Source organism: Thermococcus celer Vu 13 = JCM 8558 (genome assembly GCF_002214365.1).
In the GTDB taxonomy this organism is placed as follows: Archaea; Methanobacteriota_B; Thermococci; order Thermococcales; family Thermococcaceae; genus Thermococcus; species Thermococcus celer.
Window position 1 is genome coordinate 246512 of the sequence record NZ_CP014854.1, and the last position, 17689, is coordinate 264200.

Annotated in this window: 18 protein-coding genes; 12 read left to right on the forward strand and 6 right to left on the reverse strand. The window is 53.4% G+C overall.

Features of this window, described 5'->3' with window-relative positions:
* Positions 1-25: 25 nt before the first annotated feature.
* Positions 26-1027, reverse strand: a complete 1002-nt coding sequence (purM, locus tag A3L02_RS01415) for a phosphoribosylformylglycinamidine cyclo-ligase (protein WP_088862285.1) — start codon at positions 1025-1027, stop codon at positions 26-28.
* A 118-nt stretch (positions 1028-1145) separates the two neighbouring features.
* Here purM and purT point away from each other — a divergent pair, with 118 nt between their 5' ends.
* Positions 1146-2435, forward strand: a complete 1290-nt coding sequence (purT, locus tag A3L02_RS01420) for a phosphoribosylglycinamide formyltransferase 2 (protein WP_088862286.1) — start codon at positions 1146-1148, stop codon at positions 2433-2435.
* 48 nt (positions 2436-2483) lie between these two features.
* Here purT and purE read toward each other — a convergent pair whose 3' ends face one another.
* Positions 2484-2915, reverse strand: coding sequence for a 5-(carboxyamino)imidazole ribonucleotide mutase (purE, locus tag A3L02_RS01425; RefSeq protein ID WP_088862287.1), 432 nt, complete (start codon positions 2913-2915; stop codon positions 2484-2486).
* A gap of 105 nt (positions 2916-3020) precedes the next feature.
* On the opposite strand from purE, the gene purD reads away from it, so the two are divergent.
* Genes purD through purQ form a run of 4 tightly spaced genes read left to right on the forward strand, consistent with a single transcriptional unit; the run spans position 3021 to position 6419 of the window.
* Positions 3021-4337: a phosphoribosylamine--glycine ligase gene (gene purD / locus A3L02_RS01430; RefSeq protein WP_088862288.1), complete on the forward strand. Its 1317-nt coding sequence runs from the start codon at positions 3021-3023 to the stop codon at positions 4335-4337.
* 10 nt (positions 4338-4347) lie between these two features.
* Entirely contained in the window at positions 4348-5490 is a 1143-nt protein-coding gene (locus A3L02_RS01435; RefSeq protein WP_088862289.1) for a formate--phosphoribosylaminoimidazolecarboxamide ligase family protein, read from the forward strand.
* Between the two features lie 10 nt (positions 5491-5500).
* Positions 5501-5746 (forward strand): phosphoribosylformylglycinamidine synthase subunit PurS, encoded by a 246-nt coding sequence (gene purS / locus A3L02_RS01440; RefSeq protein WP_088862290.1) that lies wholly within the window; start codon positions 5501-5503, stop codon positions 5744-5746.
* 1 nt (position 5747) lies between these two features.
* The gene (gene purQ / locus A3L02_RS01445; RefSeq protein ID WP_088862291.1) at positions 5748-6419 is read left to right on the forward strand and encodes a phosphoribosylformylglycinamidine synthase I; all 672 of its coding nucleotides are present in this window, start codon (positions 5748-5750) and stop codon (positions 6417-6419) included.
* A gap of 4 nt (positions 6420-6423) precedes the next feature.
* Here the strand turns inward: purQ and A3L02_RS01450 are convergent, their stop codons facing one another.
* The 3 genes from A3L02_RS01450 to A3L02_RS01460 are packed head-to-tail and all read right to left on the reverse strand — an operon-like array spanning position 6424 to position 8136.
* A complete protein-coding gene (locus tag A3L02_RS01450; RefSeq protein ID WP_088862292.1) occupies positions 6424-7416 on the reverse strand; it encodes an ABC transporter ATP-binding protein in 993 nt (330 codons plus the stop codon).
* A complete protein-coding gene (locus A3L02_RS01455; RefSeq protein WP_054833759.1) occupies positions 7417-7692 on the reverse strand; it encodes a helix-turn-helix transcriptional regulator in 276 nt (91 codons plus the stop codon). It lies immediately after the preceding gene.
* Between the two features lie 9 nt (positions 7693-7701).
* Positions 7702-8136: an ABC transporter permease gene (locus A3L02_RS01460; protein ID WP_335755129.1), complete on the reverse strand. Its 435-nt coding sequence runs from the start codon at positions 8134-8136 to the stop codon at positions 7702-7704.
* 275 nt (positions 8137-8411) lie between these two features.
* On the opposite strand from A3L02_RS01460, the gene A3L02_RS10145 reads away from it, so the two are divergent.
* The 6 genes from A3L02_RS10145 (at position 8412) to A3L02_RS01485 (ending at position 13624) form a co-directional block, all read left to right on the forward strand.
* Complete coding sequence (locus A3L02_RS10145) at positions 8412-8585, forward strand: hypothetical protein (RefSeq protein WP_157895711.1); 174 nt, start codon at positions 8412-8414, stop codon at positions 8583-8585.
* Positions 8575-9765, forward strand: a complete 1191-nt coding sequence (locus A3L02_RS01465) for an RNA-guided endonuclease InsQ/TnpB family protein (protein ID WP_088862293.1) — start codon at positions 8575-8577, stop codon at positions 9763-9765. The genes A3L02_RS10145 and A3L02_RS01465 overlap by 11 nt, the downstream gene beginning before the upstream one ends.
* 147 nt (positions 9766-9912) lie before the next feature.
* The gene (locus A3L02_RS01470) at positions 9913-10308 is read left to right on the forward strand and encodes a hypothetical protein (RefSeq protein ID WP_088862294.1); all 396 of its coding nucleotides are present in this window, start codon (positions 9913-9915) and stop codon (positions 10306-10308) included.
* 16 nt (positions 10309-10324) lie between these two features.
* Positions 10325-11131, forward strand: a complete 807-nt coding sequence (locus A3L02_RS01475) for an ABC transporter permease subunit (RefSeq protein ID WP_088862295.1) — start codon at positions 10325-10327, stop codon at positions 11129-11131.
* A 9-nt stretch (positions 11132-11140) separates the two neighbouring features.
* Entirely contained in the window at positions 11141-12064 is a 924-nt protein-coding gene (locus A3L02_RS01480; protein WP_088862296.1) for an ABC transporter ATP-binding protein, read from the forward strand.
* A gap of 39 nt (positions 12065-12103) precedes the next feature.
* A complete protein-coding gene (locus tag A3L02_RS01485) occupies positions 12104-13624 on the forward strand; it encodes a DUF4932 domain-containing protein (protein ID WP_157895712.1) in 1521 nt (506 codons plus the stop codon).
* A gap of 226 nt (positions 13625-13850) precedes the next feature.
* Here A3L02_RS01485 and A3L02_RS01490 read toward each other — a convergent pair whose 3' ends face one another.
* Positions 13851-15338, reverse strand: a complete 1488-nt coding sequence (locus A3L02_RS01490) for an AAA family ATPase (protein WP_088862298.1) — start codon at positions 15336-15338, stop codon at positions 13851-13853.
* A 189-nt stretch (positions 15339-15527) separates the two neighbouring features.
* Here A3L02_RS01490 and purL point away from each other — a divergent pair, with 189 nt between their 5' ends.
* Positions 15528-17666 carry a phosphoribosylformylglycinamidine synthase subunit PurL gene (gene purL, locus A3L02_RS01495; RefSeq protein WP_088862299.1) on the forward strand — a complete coding sequence of 713 codons (2139 nt, stop codon included), beginning with the start codon at positions 15528-15530 and terminating at the stop codon, positions 17664-17666.
* The last annotated feature ends 23 nt before the right edge of the window (positions 17667-17689 follow it).

Genomic DNA, 17689 nt, shown 5'->3' on the forward strand with positions numbered 1-17689 from the left:
CACCAAGGAAAGTTGGGGACGGGCCTTAAAGCCCTATCCCGTAGTTTCCCACGACTATCCCCGGTTCCTCCGTGACGGTTCCAAGATCGAAGACCTCAAAGTGCTTACCCAGGATCTCAAGGGCTTCTTCCCTCTCCCTCCATGGCACTATGACCGCCATACCAACGCCCATGTTGAAGACCCTGAACATCTCCTCCAATGGGACGCCGTTCTCGTGGATGAGCCTGAATATCCCCTCGATGGGCGGCATCTCAAGGTAGAAGCCGTGGTTCGTGAGGCGTTTGAGGTTGGTTAGACCGCCGCCGGTTATGTGCACCAATCCGTGGACCTCAACGCTTTCCAGGAGTTCCAGAACGGGCTTCACGTAAATCCTCGTCGGCTCCAGGAGCCACTCCCAGAGTTCCCTCCCTTCGTACTCGTAGTCGAGCCCGTACTTCGGGATGAGGAGCTTTCTGGCCAGCGTGAGGCCGTTGGAGTGTATCCCCGAGCTGGCAACACCGATAACCGCGTCTCCGGGCTTTATCTTCTCGCCGGTTATCACGCGCTCCCTCCGAACGATGCCCACGGCCGTCCCCGCGAGGTCGAAACCCCTTACAAGGTCGGGCATCACCGCCGTCTCCCCGCCGACTATTGAGATTCCGGCCTGCCTCGCCCCCTCGTAGAGCCCCCTGGCTATCCCGGCGAAAACCTTCTCATCGGGCTCCCTCACCGCGAGGTAGTCGACGAGCGCCACGGGCTCGGCCCCAACGCATATCAGGTCGTTGACGTTCATCGCCACCATGTCGATGCCTACGGTGTCGAACTTCCCGACGGCCTCGGCCACGAGAACCTTGGTCCCCACCCCGTCCGTCGTCATCGCGAGGTAGAAGTCGCGGAAATCCATCAAGGCGGCGTAGTGGCCTATCTCCCCCGGCTCGCCGATTTTGCCCTTCCTGAACTTGAAGGTCGCCTTTGCGAGATCTATGATCCCCCTCAAGGCCCGCGAGGTCTTTTCGTCGTCCACCCCGGCTTGAGCGTAGGTAAGCATGCTATCACCGCGTGGGAGTTGGGGGCCGAACCTTAAAAGCTTTGCCATTTTAATGCTTAAAAAGGCTTAAATATAATGAATTTTCAACATTTTTACGTCAAAGCATGAGGTGATGGTGATGATAAAACCCCGGGACGAGCTTGGAACCGCCATGACGGATTCCGCCGTTAGGATAATGCTCCTCGGGAGCGGTGAGCTCGGAAAGGAAATAGCCATCGAGGCCCAGAGGCTGGGCGTTGAGGTAGTGGCCGTGGATAGATACGCCAACGCTCCCGCGATGCAGGTTGCCCACCGCTCCTACGTCGGGGACATGAGGAACGCCGACTTCCTGTTCTCGGTGGTCGAGCGCGAAAAGCCCGACGCGATAATCCCCGAGATAGAGGCCATAAACCTCGACGCCCTCTTCGAGCTCGAGAGGGACGGCTACTTCGTTGTCCCCAATGCAAAAGCGACCTGGATAGCCATGCACCGCGAGAGGACGAGGGAGACGCTCGCGAAGGAAGCCGGAGTTCCCACCTCGCGTTACGCTTACGCAACAACGCTCGACGAGCTCTACGACGCCTGCGAGAGGATAGGTTACCCCTGTCACACGAAGGCCATAATGAGCTCCTCGGGAAAGGGCTCCTACTTCGTCAGGGGGCCGGAAGACGTCCCGAAGGCGTGGGAAATAGCCAAGAAGAAGGCCCGCGGCAGCGCTGACAAGATAATCGTGGAGGAGCACATCGACTTCGACGTCGAGATAACGGAGCTGGCGGTCAGGCACTACGACGAAAACGGCGAGCTCGTCACGACCTTTCCGAAGCCCGTGGGGCACTACCAGATTGATGGCGACTATCACTCAAGCTGGCAGCCTGCGGAAATAAGCGAGAAGGCCGAGCGCGAGGTTTACCGCATAGCCAAACGGATAACCGACGTCCTCGGCGGTCTCGGGCTCTTCGGCGTCGAGATGTTCGTGAAGGGCGATAGGGTCTGGGCCAACGAGGTCTCGCCGAGGCCCCACGACACGGGGATGGTAACCTTGGCCTCTCATCCCCCCGGCTTCTCCGAGTTCGGACTGCACCTGAGGGCCGTTCTGGGGCTTCCGATTCCGGGGGAGTGGGTCGATGGATACCGCCTGTTCCCGATTGTAGCACCTGCGGCGACCCACGTCATCAAGGCCAACGTCCCCGGTTATTCCCCGCGCTTCCGCGGCTTAAGCAGAGCTTTAAGCGTTCCGAACGCCACAATCAGGCTCTTCGGAAAGCCCGAGGCCTATCCCGGAAGGAGACTGGGGGTCGCGCTGGCGTGGGATAAGGACGTTGAGGCCGCGAAGAGGAGGGCCGAGAGGATCGCGCACACCGTTGAGCTGAGGACGAGGAGCGGGGGGTGGCAGAGCCAGGAGTTTATTAAAAAGATGCACCTGCTCTGATTTTTCTTTTTAAAGTCTTTTAAAAAAATAAATTAAAAAATAAAGCCACTAGCCCCTCATCTTTTCCCTGTACTCCTCAAGCTTTTTCTTCATGCTTTCATCTTTTAGCGCCAAAATCTCAATTGCGAGCAAAGCCGCGTTCTTCCCGTTATCTATCCCGACGGCGGCTACCGGAACACCCGGGGGCATCTGGGCCATGCTCAGGAGGGCGTCGAGACCGCCGAGCTTCGCCGAGACTGGGACCCCTATCACGGGTTTGGTCGTGTGGGATGCGATAACGCCCGGCAGGGCGGCACTTAAGCCCGCTATGGCTATGAAAACGTCGTAGTCTCTCTTTGCCAGCTCCTCGACCTTCTCCGGGTTCCTATGGGCGGATGCAACCTCAACGTCGTATTCAACTCCAAACTCCTCCAGGACTTTGGCAACCTTCTCGGCGATGTGAGAGTCGCTTTTGCTTCCCATCACCACGAGCACCTTCATGGCCTTCACCGGTCTCTGTTCTCCCCAGCCCTTATAAGTTTTGCCATTTTAATGTAAAAACAAAGCTTAAAAATTGAATTTTTTGACTTATAAATGGTGAAACCTATGAAGGTTCTGCTCGTTGGAGGCGGCGGCAGGGAGCACGCCATAGGCGAGGCGCTCGTGAGGGGTGGTGCCGAGCTCTACGTTGTCTCAAAGCACAGAAATCCGGGGCTTCTCAAAATCGCGGAGGGCTACGCCCTCGCCAGGGAAACGGACGTGGAAAGGGTTCTCGCCCACGCCGAGAGGTTCGGGGTCGACCTTGCCTTCATCGGCCCGGAGGCCCCGCTCGAGAGGGGAATCGTAGATGTCCTTGAGGAGAACGGGATCCCCGCGGTTGGTCCCTCAAAGGAGGCGGCCCGGCTCGAGACGGACAAGGCCTTTGCGAGGCACATGATGGAAAAATACGAAATTCCGGGGAGGAAGCACTTCAGGGTCTTCGACGACGTTTCCGAGATGCGCTCGTGGGTGGACGACTTCGGAAGGCCCGTCGTCGTAAAACCCCTCGGACTGACAGGGGGTAAGGGCGTTAAAGTTGTCGGCTACCAGCTGAGGGACAACGAGGAGGCGAAGGCCTACGCCGAAGAGCTCATCCGGAGGGACGGGAAGGTTCTGATCGAGGAGAGGACGGACGGCGTTGAGTTCACATTCCAGGTCTTCACGGACGGAAAAAATGTGATCCCGATGCCCCTCGCCCAGGACTACCCCCACGCCTATGAGGGCGATGTTGGGCCGATAACCGGAGGGATGGGCTCTTACTCATGTGAAAACCACACCCTGCCCTTCGTAACGGGGGAGGATTACGAGAGGGCCCTCGAAACCCTGAGGGCAACCGTTGAAGCCATGAGGAAGGAGGGAACCCCCTACAAAGGCATCCTCTACGGCCAGTTCATGCTCGCCAAGGATGAACCAAAGATAATCGAGTACAACGCCCGCTTCGGCGACCCCGAGGCCATGAACGTTCTTCCTATTCTGAAAACACCGCTCCCCGAGATAGCGGAGGGGATAGTTGGCGGGAGGCTCAAAAAGGCTGAATTTGAGAAAAAAGCCACCGTCGTCAAGTACCTCGCCCCGCGGGGTTATCCCGCTGATCCAATAAAGGGCGTCGGGGTTGAAATCAGGGAGGATAAAATCAGGGAAGAAGGTGCCAGGGTTTACTACGCCTCCGTGGATGAGAACTTAACCCTTCTCGGCTCCCGTGCGGTGGCGGTCGTTGGAATCGCCGGTTCCCTTGAAGAGGCGGAGAGAATCGCATCCGCAGGAATAAGGCACGTTAGAGGGGAGGTTTTCCACCGCGCCGACGTGGGGACGAGGGAGAGCGTCGAGAAGAGGATACGCGTTCTAAAGGAACTCGGGAAGGAGTTTGAGCCGAATCCGTGCTGAGGTGGTATGAATGATAGGTCGCGACGAGATCCTGGGGATCCTTGAGGGTTACGACCCCGGGCGGATAGCAATCGGGGTCATCGGAAGCCATTCCGCCCTTGACATAGCCGATGGAGCGAAGGAGGAGGGCCTCCCCGTTTTGGTCGTGGCCCAGCGCGGGAGGCACAGAACATACGCGGAGTACTTCAGGCAGAGAAAGAAGAAGGACGGCCTGACGAAGGGCTTCATCGACGAGGTAATCGTTTTGGAGAGGTTCGGCGGAATCATTGAAATTCAGGAGGAGCTGAGGAGGAGAAACGTCATCTTCGTTCCCAACCGCTCCTTTGTGGTCTACACGGGCATTGACAGGGTCGAGAACGAGTTTTTGGTGCCGCTCTTCGGGAGCCGCAACCTGCTGAGGAGCGAGGAGCGTAGTGAGGAGAAGAGCTATTACTGGCTCCTTGAGAGGGCGGGGCTTCCGTACCCCGAAGCCGTAAAGCCGGAGGAGATAGACGACGTCGGCCTGGTCATCGTCAAGCTCCCCCACGCGAAGAAGAGGCTCGAGCGCGGCTTCTTCACGGCCGCTTCATATAGGGAGTTCCGGGAGAAGGCCGAACGCCTGAAGAAGCTCGGCGTGATCACGGAGGAGGACCTCGCGAGGGCAAGGGTAGAGCGCTACATAATAGGCCCCGTCTTCAACTTCGACTTCTTCTACTCGCCCATCGACGGGGAGATCGAGCTCCTCGGGATAGACTGGCGCTTCGAGACGAGCCTTGACGGCCACGTGCGCCTTCCAGCGGGCCAGCAGTTGACCCTGCCCGAGCACCAGTTCGAGCCCGAGTACACCGTGTGCGGCCACGCGTCCTCGACGCTCCGCGAGAGCCTCCTTGAGAAGGTCTTCGACATGGCCGAGCGCTACGTGGAGGCAACCAAGAAGTACTACCCGCCCGGGATCATCGGCCCCTTCACGCTCCAGACCGCCGTCGACAAGGACCTGAACTTCTACATCTACGACGTCGCCCCCCGGACGGGCGGCGGGACGAACATCCACATGGCCATGGGGCACCCCTACGGCAACGCCCTCTGGAGGAAGCCCATGAGCACTGGAAGGAGGATAGGCCTCGAGGTAAAGCGCGCAATCGAGCTGGACGAGCTCGAGAAGGTCGTTACGTGAGGTGACGCCCATGAGGTGGAAGGCAAAAATCATCGTTCGCCTGAAGGAGGGGCTCAACGACCCCGAGGGAAGGGTCATCGGGAAGGCGCTAAAAAACCTGGGCTATGACGTTGATGAGCTGAAGGTTCCAAAGTGCTTTGAGCTCGTTTTTGAGAGCGAGGAGCCGGAGGAGGACGTCGAAGAAATGTGCAAACGCCTGCTCGCCAACCCCCTGATCCACACCTACGAGTACGAAATAGAGCCGCTGGGTGAGTGAGATGCCAAAGTTCGCCGTTGTAGTGTTTCCGGGGACGAACTGCGACTTTGAGACCCTTGAAGCGATTAGAAAAGCCGGGGGCAAAGCGGAGCGCGTCTGGCACGAATCAGGTCTGAAGGACTTCGATGGCGTTGTCCTGCCCGGCGGCTTCAGCTACGCCGATTACCTCAGGGCCGGGGCCATCGCCGCGAGGGCCGGGATAATGGAGGAGGTTAGGGAGTTCGCCCGGGACGGTAGGCCCGTCCTCGGGATATGCAACGGCTTTCAGGTTTTAACGGAGGCCGGCCTTCTGCCCGGGGCGCTGAGGCCGAACAAAAACCCAAGGTTCCTCTGCAGGTGGGTGCACCTCCGCGTCGAGGACGTCGAGACCCCCTTCACCGCCCTCTACGAGCCAGGGGAGGTCATCAGGATGCCGATAGCCCACGCCGAGGGGAATTATTACACGGACGACCCCTCAAAAGTTCGCGTGGTCTTCCGGTACAGCGACGGGGAGGGAAACGTCACGGACGGGGCGAACCCGAACGGCTCCCTCATGAACATAGCGGCGATAGCCAACGGGCGCGGTAACGTCCTCGGAACCATGCCCCACCCAGAGAGGGCGAGCGATAAATTCCTAGGAAGCGAAGACGGGCTGAGGCTCTTCAGGGGCATGGTGGAGTGGGCGAAGCGTTAGTCTTCTATTTTTTGCACAGGTGAGTGAACACCTCTTCGAGGGTCACTTGAGATGTTTGAACGTCGACAATTTTGTAACGGGATAGGAGACCGAGCACCTCTTTGATGTCCTCATTTTTGAAGTACAGCTGGAGGTACGTGAACTCCCCATTGCGTTGAACTTCTATTTTTTGGGTGATTCCATCAAAATCCTTGGGATGAACCATTCCTTTAATCTTTGCAATGATTTTCCTTTCCGCTTTGAGGGTCTGAACTTCTTCAATGAGCTCTTTTGGGGTCCCCTCGGCGATTTTGCTCCTGTTGAATAGCAAAACCCTGTCGCACAGACTTTCAGCCTCTCTTAGATTATGGGTCGTCAATAGTATTGTTGTTCCGAGTTCTTTTGAAAGCCTCAAAATTGCATTCCAGACTTCCCTTCTCGTAAAAGCATCGAGATAAACCGTAGGTTCGTCGAGGATCAGAACTTCAGGCTGGAGGACTAAGGGTAACGCCAGGTAAACCTTCTGTCTCATTCCAGCGGAGAGTTTTTGATACCACTCGTTCCGTTTCTCTTTTAGGTGGAGTAATTCAAGTGCTTGATTAATTCTTCTATCGGTCTCTGCCTTGGGAATTCCCCACAGTTCAGCCATGAACCTGAGATTCTTCTCCACGCTCACCCTCCACTGAAAGAGTCCGAATAAATCCCTGCTCCCCCCAAAGATGGTAAATATTTTGCCCTTAACTTCGTTGTGCTCTTCAACCGATTCATACCCATCAATGTAGAGATGTCCCCCCGTAGGTATAACAAGGGCGCTGGCGATTTTGCAGAGCGTGGTTTTTCCAGCACCGTTCGGACCGAGGAGACCGTATATCTCGCCTTCCTTAACCTTGAAATTCAAATCAACCAGAGCCGGGATTTCCTCCCTGGGCTTTCCAAGAAAATCCCCAAGACTTTTCAAATCAAGGGGGGACTTTATTGGGGGAGGGTAGTATTTGGTTAGCTTAACCGCCTCTATCACTTAAACCACCCTGATTACGTACGTTTTTCCCTTTCTTTCACGTCGAACCAATCCCATAGCCTCAAGATTCCTGACGGCCCTGCAGGCGTTGGCCCTGCCGAACAGCTCTCCCAATTCCTTCTGGGTTATCTCATTGTTATCAAGGATAAAGTCCAATACCTGCCCTTCCAAATCGCTCAGCTCGTGCTGGTGCAGGTTGTTTATCTCGATCTCAATCTTGAGTAGCAACACGAGTTTCCCGTTTTCACACTCCTCCCTTAAGATACTTACTCTCATCTTACCACCTCACGTGTGTCCCAGTGTTCCCAGCTGTCTCGCCTTGTTAAAGCCCCATCTAAAAGTCAGGTATCCTACGAGGAGCATTATGGCGGTGATGAGGAGCATGTTCGTCAGGCTTGGAAGGATTCGAGATAAAGAGTAGCCGCCACCCATTGTGAGCCTGCCCATCTGGAGGATATACGTCTCTGGATGGATTTTTGATAATGGTTGAAGCCACCATGGCAAAGCCTCGGGTGGAAAGTATAAACCACTGACGAGCTGGGCGGTAATGTTGAAGAACCAGTTCAGCGGGTCCTGTTTCGCTTTAGTGCCAATTCTAAAGCCGGCTGAAAACAGGTCGAGGGCGAAAATTAGCAATATTCCGCTCAGGATAACGATTATAACGCCAAGGTTAAGGTGGATGGTTAACCCGAAGAAGAGGACATAGATTATTGCTATCACTACGGTAAGTCCTAAGTTCCACAGGATTCGCCAGGCGTTAATCCCAATGAAGATTGAAGTTAAAGATGCCGGAGAATTGTAAAGAACCGGAAAAATTCTGCCGAGTACAAAGGACGAGATGCTCCCCCTGGGCAGGAAGACGAGGTTGTGGATTATTGAGCCTATGAGAAGATAATCAAGGTAGTTGGGCTGTTTCTTGGTTGGTGGTTTTTGTAACTTTGTTGTCTTTCATCACCGCAAGGTTTAAATACTACAACTTAGTATTCCCTTGACGGGTGTTAGTAATGCCTAAAGCGACTTTTGTCATCGACAGTGAAACGCTTGAAGAATTCAAAAGGCTGGCCAAAGAACGCTATGGGAACAAGAGGGGAGTCCTAAGCATTGCAGTTGAGGAAGCGATAAAAGATTGGATTAAGAAAACAAGAAAGGAACTGGAAAATGCCGAATGAAACGATAAAACTCACCGCAAAATTCAAGCTCAAAGAGATTCCAGACGGGTTAGATGGCCTATTCCAAACTTACCGAGAAATAGTGAACACCCTCATCACCCACGCTCACGAGAACAACATCACCAGCTTCTACAGGCTGAAAAAAGAAACGTACAAAAGCCTTCGCAAAGAGTACCCGGAACTACCAAGCCACTACCTCTACACGGCCTGCCAGATGGCCGCGTGGATTTACAAGAGTTACAGGAAGAGGAAGAAGAAGGGAAAGGCAAAGGGGAGGCCAGTCTTCAGGAAGGAAGTCATAATGCTCGATGATCATCTCTTCAAGCTCGACCTCGACGGAAAGATAATAAAACTCTCCACTCCTAACGGGAGGATTTCGCTGGAGTTTTACCCCGCAAGGTACCACGAGAAGTTCCGGGGCTGGAAGGTTGGGCAGGCCTGGTTGGTTAAAACCCCAAAAGGCGTCTTCGTGAACGTCGTCTTCTCCACGGAAGTTGAAGTTGGAGAAGCAAAGACTTTCGTCGGCGTTGACCTGAACGAGAACAATGTAACCCTGAGCCTCCCGGATGGTGAGTTCGTGCAAATCATCACTCATGAGCGTGAAATCAGGACGGGTTACTTCCTGAAGAGGCGGAGGATTCAGAAGAAGTTTAGGGCAGGCAAGAAGCGGGAGAAACTCCTCGAGAAGTATGGGGGAAGAGAAAAGAACAGGCTGAACGACTTGTACCACAAAATAGCGAATAAGATTGTTGAACTGGCGGAGGAATACGGTGGAATAGCTTTGGAGGACTTGACGAACATTCGGGATTCGATAAGGTATTCGGCTGAAATGAACGGGAGGCTTCACCGCTGGAGTTTCCGAAAGTTGCAGTCAATCATCGAGTACAAGGCGAAGTTGAGGGGCGTGAGTGTTGTTTTTGTTGATCCGGCTTACACTTCTTCCCGGTGCCCGGTATGTGGGGGAAAGTTAAGCCCGAATGGGTACCGGCGGGTGAAGTGTGAGTGTGGTTTTGAGGCTGATAGGGACGTTGTTGGGAGCTGGAACATCCGCTTGAGAGCCCTGAAGATGTGGGGAGTGCCCGTTCCCCCCGAAAGCCACCCGATGAAGATGGGAGGGTGGAAGGTTAGCCGTAACGATGTTTACAAAAGTTACGGCCAACCAGAACGGGTACCGTATTGAGAGATGTTGGCATTAATGGTTATTAGCTTTGCAAAGATGCCTATCTTCTCATGATGCGGTTCATAAGTGGTTATATTAAAATCAACGATGGTAACAATGAAAGGTATATAAGTCTCATCGATATTATACTCACGGAGGTAGATTGAGATGGGGAGGCTTAAAACCCTTAGCATAGCGTTCCTTGGAATCGGAATCATCTCCCTTATACTTGCGTTCCTGAAAGGGGAAGTAGCCCTCTATATTGTTGGAGCCTTGCTCCTCATGTTTTTCCTAATTACACCCTACGATGTTCAGCTCAGAGGTGACCGTTTAATCGTGAAACATCCCCTTATCACACGGAAATATAAAGTGATTGAAACAATCCCTGTGTCTGTTTTTTCAATAGCTAAAGCTAGAAAGTTTGGCATGCGGATTGGTAACATATGCATTGGTTATTTTTCAACAAGGGAAGGGCAGGATGCATTTTTTGCAACCACACAGTCCTCTGCACTTTTAGTCAGAACCGAAAAGGGGCTGTTCGTCATAGACAATCCCAGTAAATAACCAAGGGGGCTGTGACATGCGGTGGGACAACGTTAAATCCATCGTGCTAAAGGAATACTGGACGTACGTTGGAAATAGAAAAATAATCTTCTCGACTTTGACAGTTATAGTGCTCTACGCGATAATCATCGGGATCAACTATATCACAGGTCCAAAAGCTTTAACATCATATTCTCGAGCAATTGCTATAAAACAAATATCTTCATCCCCGACTGTTTTTGGCATCGGTCCGCTTGATGTTAAGAAAATGGGCGATAATGCGATTTTACTGGCAGCGATGGTCGTCCAGCTTCCCCCCACGATTGCTGTGTTTTCATATTTTACAACATACACATCTATTTTGGCATCTTTTTTTGTGGAGCGTACATTGGGAACGATGGAGGTGCTGTTCTCCACCCCCCTCGAGGATGGGGAAATCCTTGGGGGAAAAATCATAGCCTCCGTGAGCATGGGGATAACTACGTGGATGGCCCTGTTTTTAACAAATACCCTGGGAATCGAAGCCCTGACTTTGAAGAGTCTGGGCAGGATGTGGGTACCCACGCAGGATTACATTATACTGTCCGTCCTATATCCACTATCGATCGTTCTTCTGGCAATTCCCATCGGCCTCTTAATTAGCGCAAGGGCAAAAGAACTTGGAGAACAGGTGGGAAGTTTGATTGGAATCATCCCCGTTGTCATCGTACTCCTTCTCATCCGTATGGATCTTGTAGATTTTTTCAGGCTTATCAAAATACTCACAGTGGCGGATTTCTTAATGATACTCGCATCTTTAAAGTTCCTGAAATTCAACCGCCTTTCCTTCATATCCAACCCGTGAGGTGATCCCATGCTCACAGTTGAGGGCATAAGTGCCGGCTACGGTGAGAGGGATGTAATAAGGGATCTGAGCTTTTCTGTAAAGGAGAATGAAGTTTACGTCCTCCTGGGGGCAAACGGTTCGGGAAAAACCACGACCTTTAGAGTTGTCACAGGCGTTCTCCCGCCTTCTAAAGGTAGGGTTCTGGTCAATGAAGTTGACTTGTGGCTTGAACCGGGTAGTGCCAAAAGGAAAATTGGATACCTGCCTGAAGGTGAGAGAATTTACCCGGATCTAAGCGTTTACAGAAACCTGCTGTTCTTTGCTAAAGTCTACGACATCAATGGGGGAAGGGTTGATGAACTTATAAAGGAGTTTGGACTTGAAAGGTACCGGAATGTTAACGCCGGGAACCTGAGCAGGGGCTTCAGAAAGAGACTTGCGCTGGCCAGGGCGCTCCTCCATGACCCAGAGGTTTTGGTTTTGGATGAGCCGTTCAGCAATCTTGACGTTCCAGGGGTTCTGAGTTTGAGAGATAAGATATTGGAAATGATCAGGATGGGTAAGGTCGTTCTTTTCTCAACCCATATCTTCACGGAACTCCAGCACTTTGAGGGTGTGAAATGCAGGGTTGGGATAATAAACGATGGAGAGCTCGTTGTTGAGGATAAGCTTGACAACCTGCTTTCAAGGGTTTCCAACATCGAGATTGGAATAACAACGGACAAACCCGAGTTGGCGATAAACCTCCTAAAAAATCTTGGGTACGAAGTGAGGCGCGATGAGGGATCCGGCATCGCCGTTCGTGTCTCCAATTACAACGCTGAAGTGCCGGGGATAATAAAAACCTTGGTTGCCGAGGGCGTCAACGTCTACCAGGTAAAACCTAAGGAGACACCGTTGGAGAGCATCTTCGTGAAGGTATCAGGAGAAGGAAGAGGCTTGAGTAAGTGAAGCAACCCGATAGAACGCATCATAATGGATGGGGAAAAGATGCCGGATGTTAAGTCCCTGATGGTGCCCCTTTTAATTCTCCTCATTTTCTTCGCCTATTACATCACCCCTTCGGGAGTTCAGCAAAAGCCTGTCATTCATCTCAACCTCTCCCCCATTTCCGATTGCTCGGGTAACGTCTGCGTTGAAGTCAATCCCTACCTTGAACTCACGGATGTTGTCTTCCACATGGCCGGCTGGAACTATAACGACACGCCCTATGCCAGGGAGGCAATGTCTTACTTCTCCCCTTACAAAAACCATAAGGCGGTGCTCCTCGCCAGAAAGGCTATGAAGAAAGGTTTGAAATACGATGCAATCCCCAGGTTTGCCATGCAGCTGAACTCCACGGAGTGGGATGAACATCTAATAGGGAGGGTTCACGGGGACGAAAAACTCCTCAACGAACTCGCTTTAGCTATGAAGGAGTTCGCCAGGGACTCGAACTTTTCAGGATTCTACGAGGGACATGGAAAATTCTATGAGGGGCAGATAAACCTCTCCCTTAAGGAGAACCCGAATCTTTTCAGCATTCCAAATTTTGAGGAGAACTTCTTCGGAGGGAGGAAGGAACGCTATGTCTTTGTCCTTCAGCCCCTTGAGATGTATAGCAGTTACGGTGGCTACATGGATGGCGGTACCGTTTATGGATTTCTCGGCGTTTGCTCTAATGGCTCATACTGCGATGCCTCTGTCCATGAGTTAGCCCACAGCTTCGTCAATCCCGCGGTGGACGCTCATTACGCCGAGTTCAAAGAATACTCCCAGATGTTCTCACCTGTAAAGGAGGTTATGCCATCCATGGCGTACTCCACCTGGAAGGTCTATCTTGATGAGACCTTCATCAGGGCTTTCAACGCTTACTACATCCTCGAAACGGAGGGAAATCAGAGTGCTGAAAGGTTCATAGAGGGTCAGGAAAGTCTCGGTTTCTACCTCGTTGGAAAGGTTTACAGGGCTTATCTAACCGATTACCTTCCGAACAGAGATAAATACCCCACCTTCGGGAGCTTCATGCCAGAGCTCGCGAGGCTCATGGGGAAGTGGTACAGGGATGGCTTCTGGAAGAACGTCTCTCCCGAACCGACCATCGAGAGGGCTTTCCTGGAATTTAAACATAAAGGAGTTAAAGTCTACGTTGTGGGAAACCTCTCAGAGAGTACCTACGTCAAAAACTACGTTGAGATGCTCAAAGAGGCGGGCTTTAATGCGAGGCTTACAGACAGGCTCGATGGGGGTAACCTTATCGTAATCGCACCGCTGGATTCCCCGATAACCCGTAACCTGAATAAATACGTTGAACTTAAGAACTGCTCAGTCGTTGTGGATGGTACCGCTTACTCGAGTGGCGTCTTCCTCGTTGAAGCACTGAAAAATCCGAATGGGGATGGCTTCCTACTCCTGATCGCGGGAACGCCCGACGTGTTCGGGAGAAAACCATCGAATGGGGATGAGAGCCTGGGGGACTACCATTACTTCGTTTACCTGACGAGCATTAAACGGGTCGTTGCCTTCGGGTGAAATTGAGGACGGGGGATGCTCTCACTTTAGCCTTCCCCCTGTTGAGCGTAGTGTAATAACGGAGAATTCACACTCGACGGGATTAAAATAAGAATAGAGTAATCAAAAGCTTCAATACTGCGATTTCGAAACGGAAAAACAATAGAAAAAGCGGAGCGCGTCTGATATACAGCTATCCAAGGACTTCGGTGGCATAATGATTCACCCGAAGAGGGCTTCTTATAGCTCAGCTCACCTCTAAATCCTTAGGCGTGAGCATCTTAACTCCCTCCTTCTCGCATGACTCCCCGGCTTTCTCCGTGAACCCGGATTTTGAGAAGAAGAACATCACAGCGGAGCCAAATTCACTCCTAACCTTTCCGACGAACTTCTCTATGTCCCTGCGGGTCGCGGGCCGGTTCCTCCACTTAACCTCAAGCACGTAAACCTTATCACCAAAGGCGACCCCGTCGAACTCAACGTCACCCCTCTGGTAGGGACGAAAGTCAACGCCCAGGGTTTCCCGTAGTTTCTCCCTGACCATGGCCTCTTCTGCAATTCCAAGCTCTTGTTTTGCCCTGAGGTATTTCTCCTCCAGCTCCTTAATAAGTTCCTCCAGAAGTTTCTCCCGCCTGAGCTCCAGCTCGGTAATGCCAAGGTAGGTCTTTGCGAGCCAGAAGCGCATAAGCTTGTCCGTAAAGTAGTACCTCCCGTCCTGCCTCGTGATTAAATCAGTCCTCAGGAGGAACTTCAGGTAGTTCGACACCTCCCCGCTGGGTTTGTTCAAACGCCTGGCTATCTCCGAAAGCCTCAGTCCCTCCTCCTGGGCCAGGATAAGAAGTATCTGTTTGTGTATAGGCCCCTTATATGCCCTTGAGAGGGACTCGTTGAAGACGTATTCAAGGTGCGCGTAGATGTCCCCCTTCTCACTCAGCAGTTCGGTGAGGAAGGCGTAGTGGACGTCTTTACGCCGGATCTTCTCAAAGCCCTCCTCGACCAGACGCCTGCAAACTGCTAAAACATAAAAGGGATGTCCCTGTGTGAGGCGGTGGAGCAATTCAAGGGCCGAGTGAGTGGTTTCAGTCCCTGCCCTTTCCAGGATTGCTTTTGAGAGCGCTATCGTATCCTCCTTCGGCAGGCCCCTCAGGTAAATCCGTCGGAATTGCCCAAAGAAGGGATTCTTTGAGGCCAAAATTTCCTCCATCATCCTAACGGCGGAGCCGGAAATGAAGTACGCTATTTTCTCCTGCTTTTCTGTGATGGCACGCATCGTCTCCAGGAACCCTTTAAAGTTAAGAACCTCCTGAAATTCGTCCAGAATGAAAACGGCTTTTTGTTCTGTCTTTTCTAAAATTGACTCCTGCATTTCAAAGAGGGTCTCGAGGGTTCCCCCCTTGATCGCCTTAACCTCTCCATCGACGTTAAGCTTTGCCGAGAGGATCAGCAGGTCGTCCCACGTCAAGAGCTCGCTCCTCTCGACCTTCGTATCCAGCGCATTGGCGAGTTCATAGAGGAGTTCCCGGGTGTAAGCGAAGATGAACGACTCCAGGCTTCCAATACGCTGAAGGTTCAGGTATGGGATTACTCCGTGAGCCTCTTTCTTAAACCTGAGGAGAAGTTCCGTTTTTCCGATCCTCCTCGGCCCGATAACGGCCACGTTGACCTTCTCACCCTTTCTCAGCGAGTTATAGGCGGAATGCAATACCCTCAATTCAAGCCTTCTGTCCACGAACATGTCATCACCTTATAGTTTTATGCATAAAACTATAATGCATTAGAGTTTAATAGTTTTTGGTTGTCTATGGGATGAGCGACATAATGCCTCACCCGATCCCGTTTCCATTATTTTTACATTTTACTGCCAAAATAAATCTTAAAAACTTTAAATTTTTACATATTTCTGACAATAAGGGAGGTGATCCTCATGTTTCCTCACGAGGAGAAAATCATCAGGGAAAAGCTTGGAAGGGAGCCGAACGAAGTTGAGTGGGCCATGATTGAGGTCATGTGGAGCGAGCACGCCTCCTACAAATCGAGCAGGCCCTGGTTAAAGCTCCTCCCAACAAAAAACGAGCACGTAATTCTGGGTCCCGGAGAGGACGCCGGGATAGTGAGGTTCGACGATAACACCGCAATAGTCGTCGGAATCGAGAGCCACAACCACCCGAGCGCGGTTGAGCCCTACGGTGGTGCCGCAACGGGCGTCGGCGGAATCGTTAGGGATATCCTATGTATGGGCGCCCGCCCCATAGCGCTTCTGGATCCGATTCGTTTCGGACCTCTCGAGAAAGAGAGGAACCGCTACCTATTGGGTGGTGTTGTGAAGGGCATAGCCGACTACGGCAACAGGATCGGTGTTCCGACGGTTGGCGGAGAAACCGAGTTCGATGAAAGCCTCGATGGCTACGCGCTCGTAAACGTCGCCTGCGTCGGCATTATGAGGCCGGAGCACCTGACCCACAGCTACGTTACCGAGGCGGGCCTGAAGCTGATCCTGGTCGGCAACAGAACCGGGCGGGACGGGATCCACGGCGTCACCTTTGCGAGCGAGGAGCTGGGCGAGAACGCGGATGAGGAGGACCGCTCAGCGGTGCAAATTCCCGACCCTTTCACGGAGAAGCTCCTAATCGAGGCCACTCTCGAGGCCGTTTACACCGGAAGGGTAAGGGCCCTCAAGGACCTGGGCGGTGGCGGGCTGACGTGCGCCGCCTCCGAGATGGCGGGAAAGAAGGGCTTTGGTGCAATAATTTACGCGGATAGAGTTCCCCAGAGAGAACCAAACATGAACGCAATGGAGGTCATGATTTCGGAGAGCCAGGAGAGGATGCTCTTCGCGGTTAGACCGGAGGACGTTGGGGAACTCGGAAGGGTATTCGAGAAGTACGGTCTCGAGTGGGCGGTGGTCGGTGAAGTTATCGAGGAGCCGCGCTTCGTCGTCATCTGGAAGGGGAAGAAGGTCGCCGACCTGCCGATTGACCTTCTCACGGACGTTCCGACAATGAAATGGGAGCTAAAGCCCCGCGACATCGAGCGGGGCGTTGAGATGCCCGGCCTTCCCTTCGAGAGGGCCTTCCAGCTCGTCTGGGGCAGTGAGAACATCGTGAGCAAGCGCTGGGTATGGGAGGGATACGACCACGAGGTCGGGGGGAGAACGGTCCTCAAGCCCGGCCGAGATGCGGCGGTGCTCAAGATCAACGACGAGTACGGCCTCGCCCTCACGGCCGACGGGAATCCAAACCACAGCCATCTCAACCCCTACCACGGGGCGATGGGAGCGGTTGCCGAGGCCGTCCGGAACCTCGTGAGCGTCGGGGCCGAACCCCTCGCGCTGGTGGACAACCTCAACTTCGCATCCCCTGAAAGGCCCGACGTCTACTGGAGCTTCGCGGAGACGGTCAGGGGCCTCGCCGACGCCGCGAGGGCCTTCGGCTTGGCTTACGTGAGCGGGAACGTCAGCTTCTACAACGAGACGAACGGCAGGCCCATAAAACCCACCCCGGTAGTTGCAGGCCTCGGGAGGGTGAGGCTAAAGGACATCCCCGGAATGGGCCTCGAGGAGGGTCTCCTGATAGGTACCGTGGGGTTAACCCGGGGGGAACTCGGTGGCTCCGAGTTGTTCTCGAGGCTCGGCCTCGGAGGGGGCTTCGCCCCCCGGGTGGACCTTGAACTGGAGCGGGCCAACGCCGAAGGGATCCTAAATGCTGTAAGGGCGGGCCTCGTGAAGGCGGTCCATGACGTGAGCGGGGGAGGAATCGCAGTCGCTTTAGCCGAGATGGCGGTAAACGGGGTCGGTTTCCGGGTGGATCTCTCAAAGGTCCCTGCAGAAACCACGAACCCACTGGAGGTCGCCTTCAGCGAGAGCCACGGCCGCTACATCGTGGCCTTCCCGGAGGGAAACCTCGATGAGCTAAAGGGCTTCTTCAGGCACTTCGCCATCATCGGAGAGGCCGGGGGGAGTGACGTGGTCTTCCGGTGGAACGGAAGGGAGCTCCTGAGGCGGCCCCTCGAGGAGGTTAAGGCCATCTACGAATCCTTCCCAGAGCTCCTGGGTGAGGGGGAATGAGGTAGAACTCTTTTTCCTTTTTT

Coding starts and splice junctions, on each gene's coding strand:
- purM (WP_088862285.1), bottom strand. CDS start 1,027: ATGCTTACCTACGCTCAAGCCGGGGTGGACGACGAAAAGACCTCGCGG.
- purT (WP_088862286.1), top strand. CDS start 1,146: ATGATAAAACCCCGGGACGAGCTTGGAACCGCCATGACGGATTCCGCC.
- purE (WP_088862287.1), bottom strand. CDS start 2,915: ATGAAGGTGCTCGTGGTGATGGGAAGCAAAAGCGACTCTCACATCGCC.
- purD (WP_088862288.1), top strand. CDS start 3,021: ATGAAGGTTCTGCTCGTTGGAGGCGGCGGCAGGGAGCACGCCATAGGC.
- A3L02_RS01435 (WP_088862289.1), top strand. CDS start 4,348: ATGATAGGTCGCGACGAGATCCTGGGGATCCTTGAGGGTTACGACCCC.
- purS (WP_088862290.1), top strand. CDS start 5,501: ATGAGGTGGAAGGCAAAAATCATCGTTCGCCTGAAGGAGGGGCTCAAC.
- purQ (WP_088862291.1), top strand. CDS start 5,748: ATGCCAAAGTTCGCCGTTGTAGTGTTTCCGGGGACGAACTGCGACTTT.
- A3L02_RS01455 (WP_054833759.1), bottom strand. CDS start 7,692: ATGAGAGTAAGTATCTTAAGGGAGGAGTGTGAAAACGGGAAACTCGTG.
- A3L02_RS01465 (WP_088862293.1), top strand. CDS start 8,575: ATGCCGAATGAAACGATAAAACTCACCGCAAAATTCAAGCTCAAAGAG.
- A3L02_RS01470 (WP_088862294.1), top strand. CDS start 9,913: ATGGGGAGGCTTAAAACCCTTAGCATAGCGTTCCTTGGAATCGGAATC.
- A3L02_RS01475 (WP_088862295.1), top strand. CDS start 10,325: ATGCGGTGGGACAACGTTAAATCCATCGTGCTAAAGGAATACTGGACG.
- A3L02_RS01480 (WP_088862296.1), top strand. CDS start 11,141: ATGCTCACAGTTGAGGGCATAAGTGCCGGCTACGGTGAGAGGGATGTA.
- A3L02_RS01485 (WP_157895712.1), top strand. CDS start 12,104: ATGCCGGATGTTAAGTCCCTGATGGTGCCCCTTTTAATTCTCCTCATT.
- A3L02_RS01490 (WP_088862298.1), bottom strand. CDS start 15,338: ATGTTCGTGGACAGAAGGCTTGAATTGAGGGTATTGCATTCCGCCTAT.
- purL (WP_088862299.1), top strand. CDS start 15,528: ATGTTTCCTCACGAGGAGAAAATCATCAGGGAAAAGCTTGGAAGGGAG.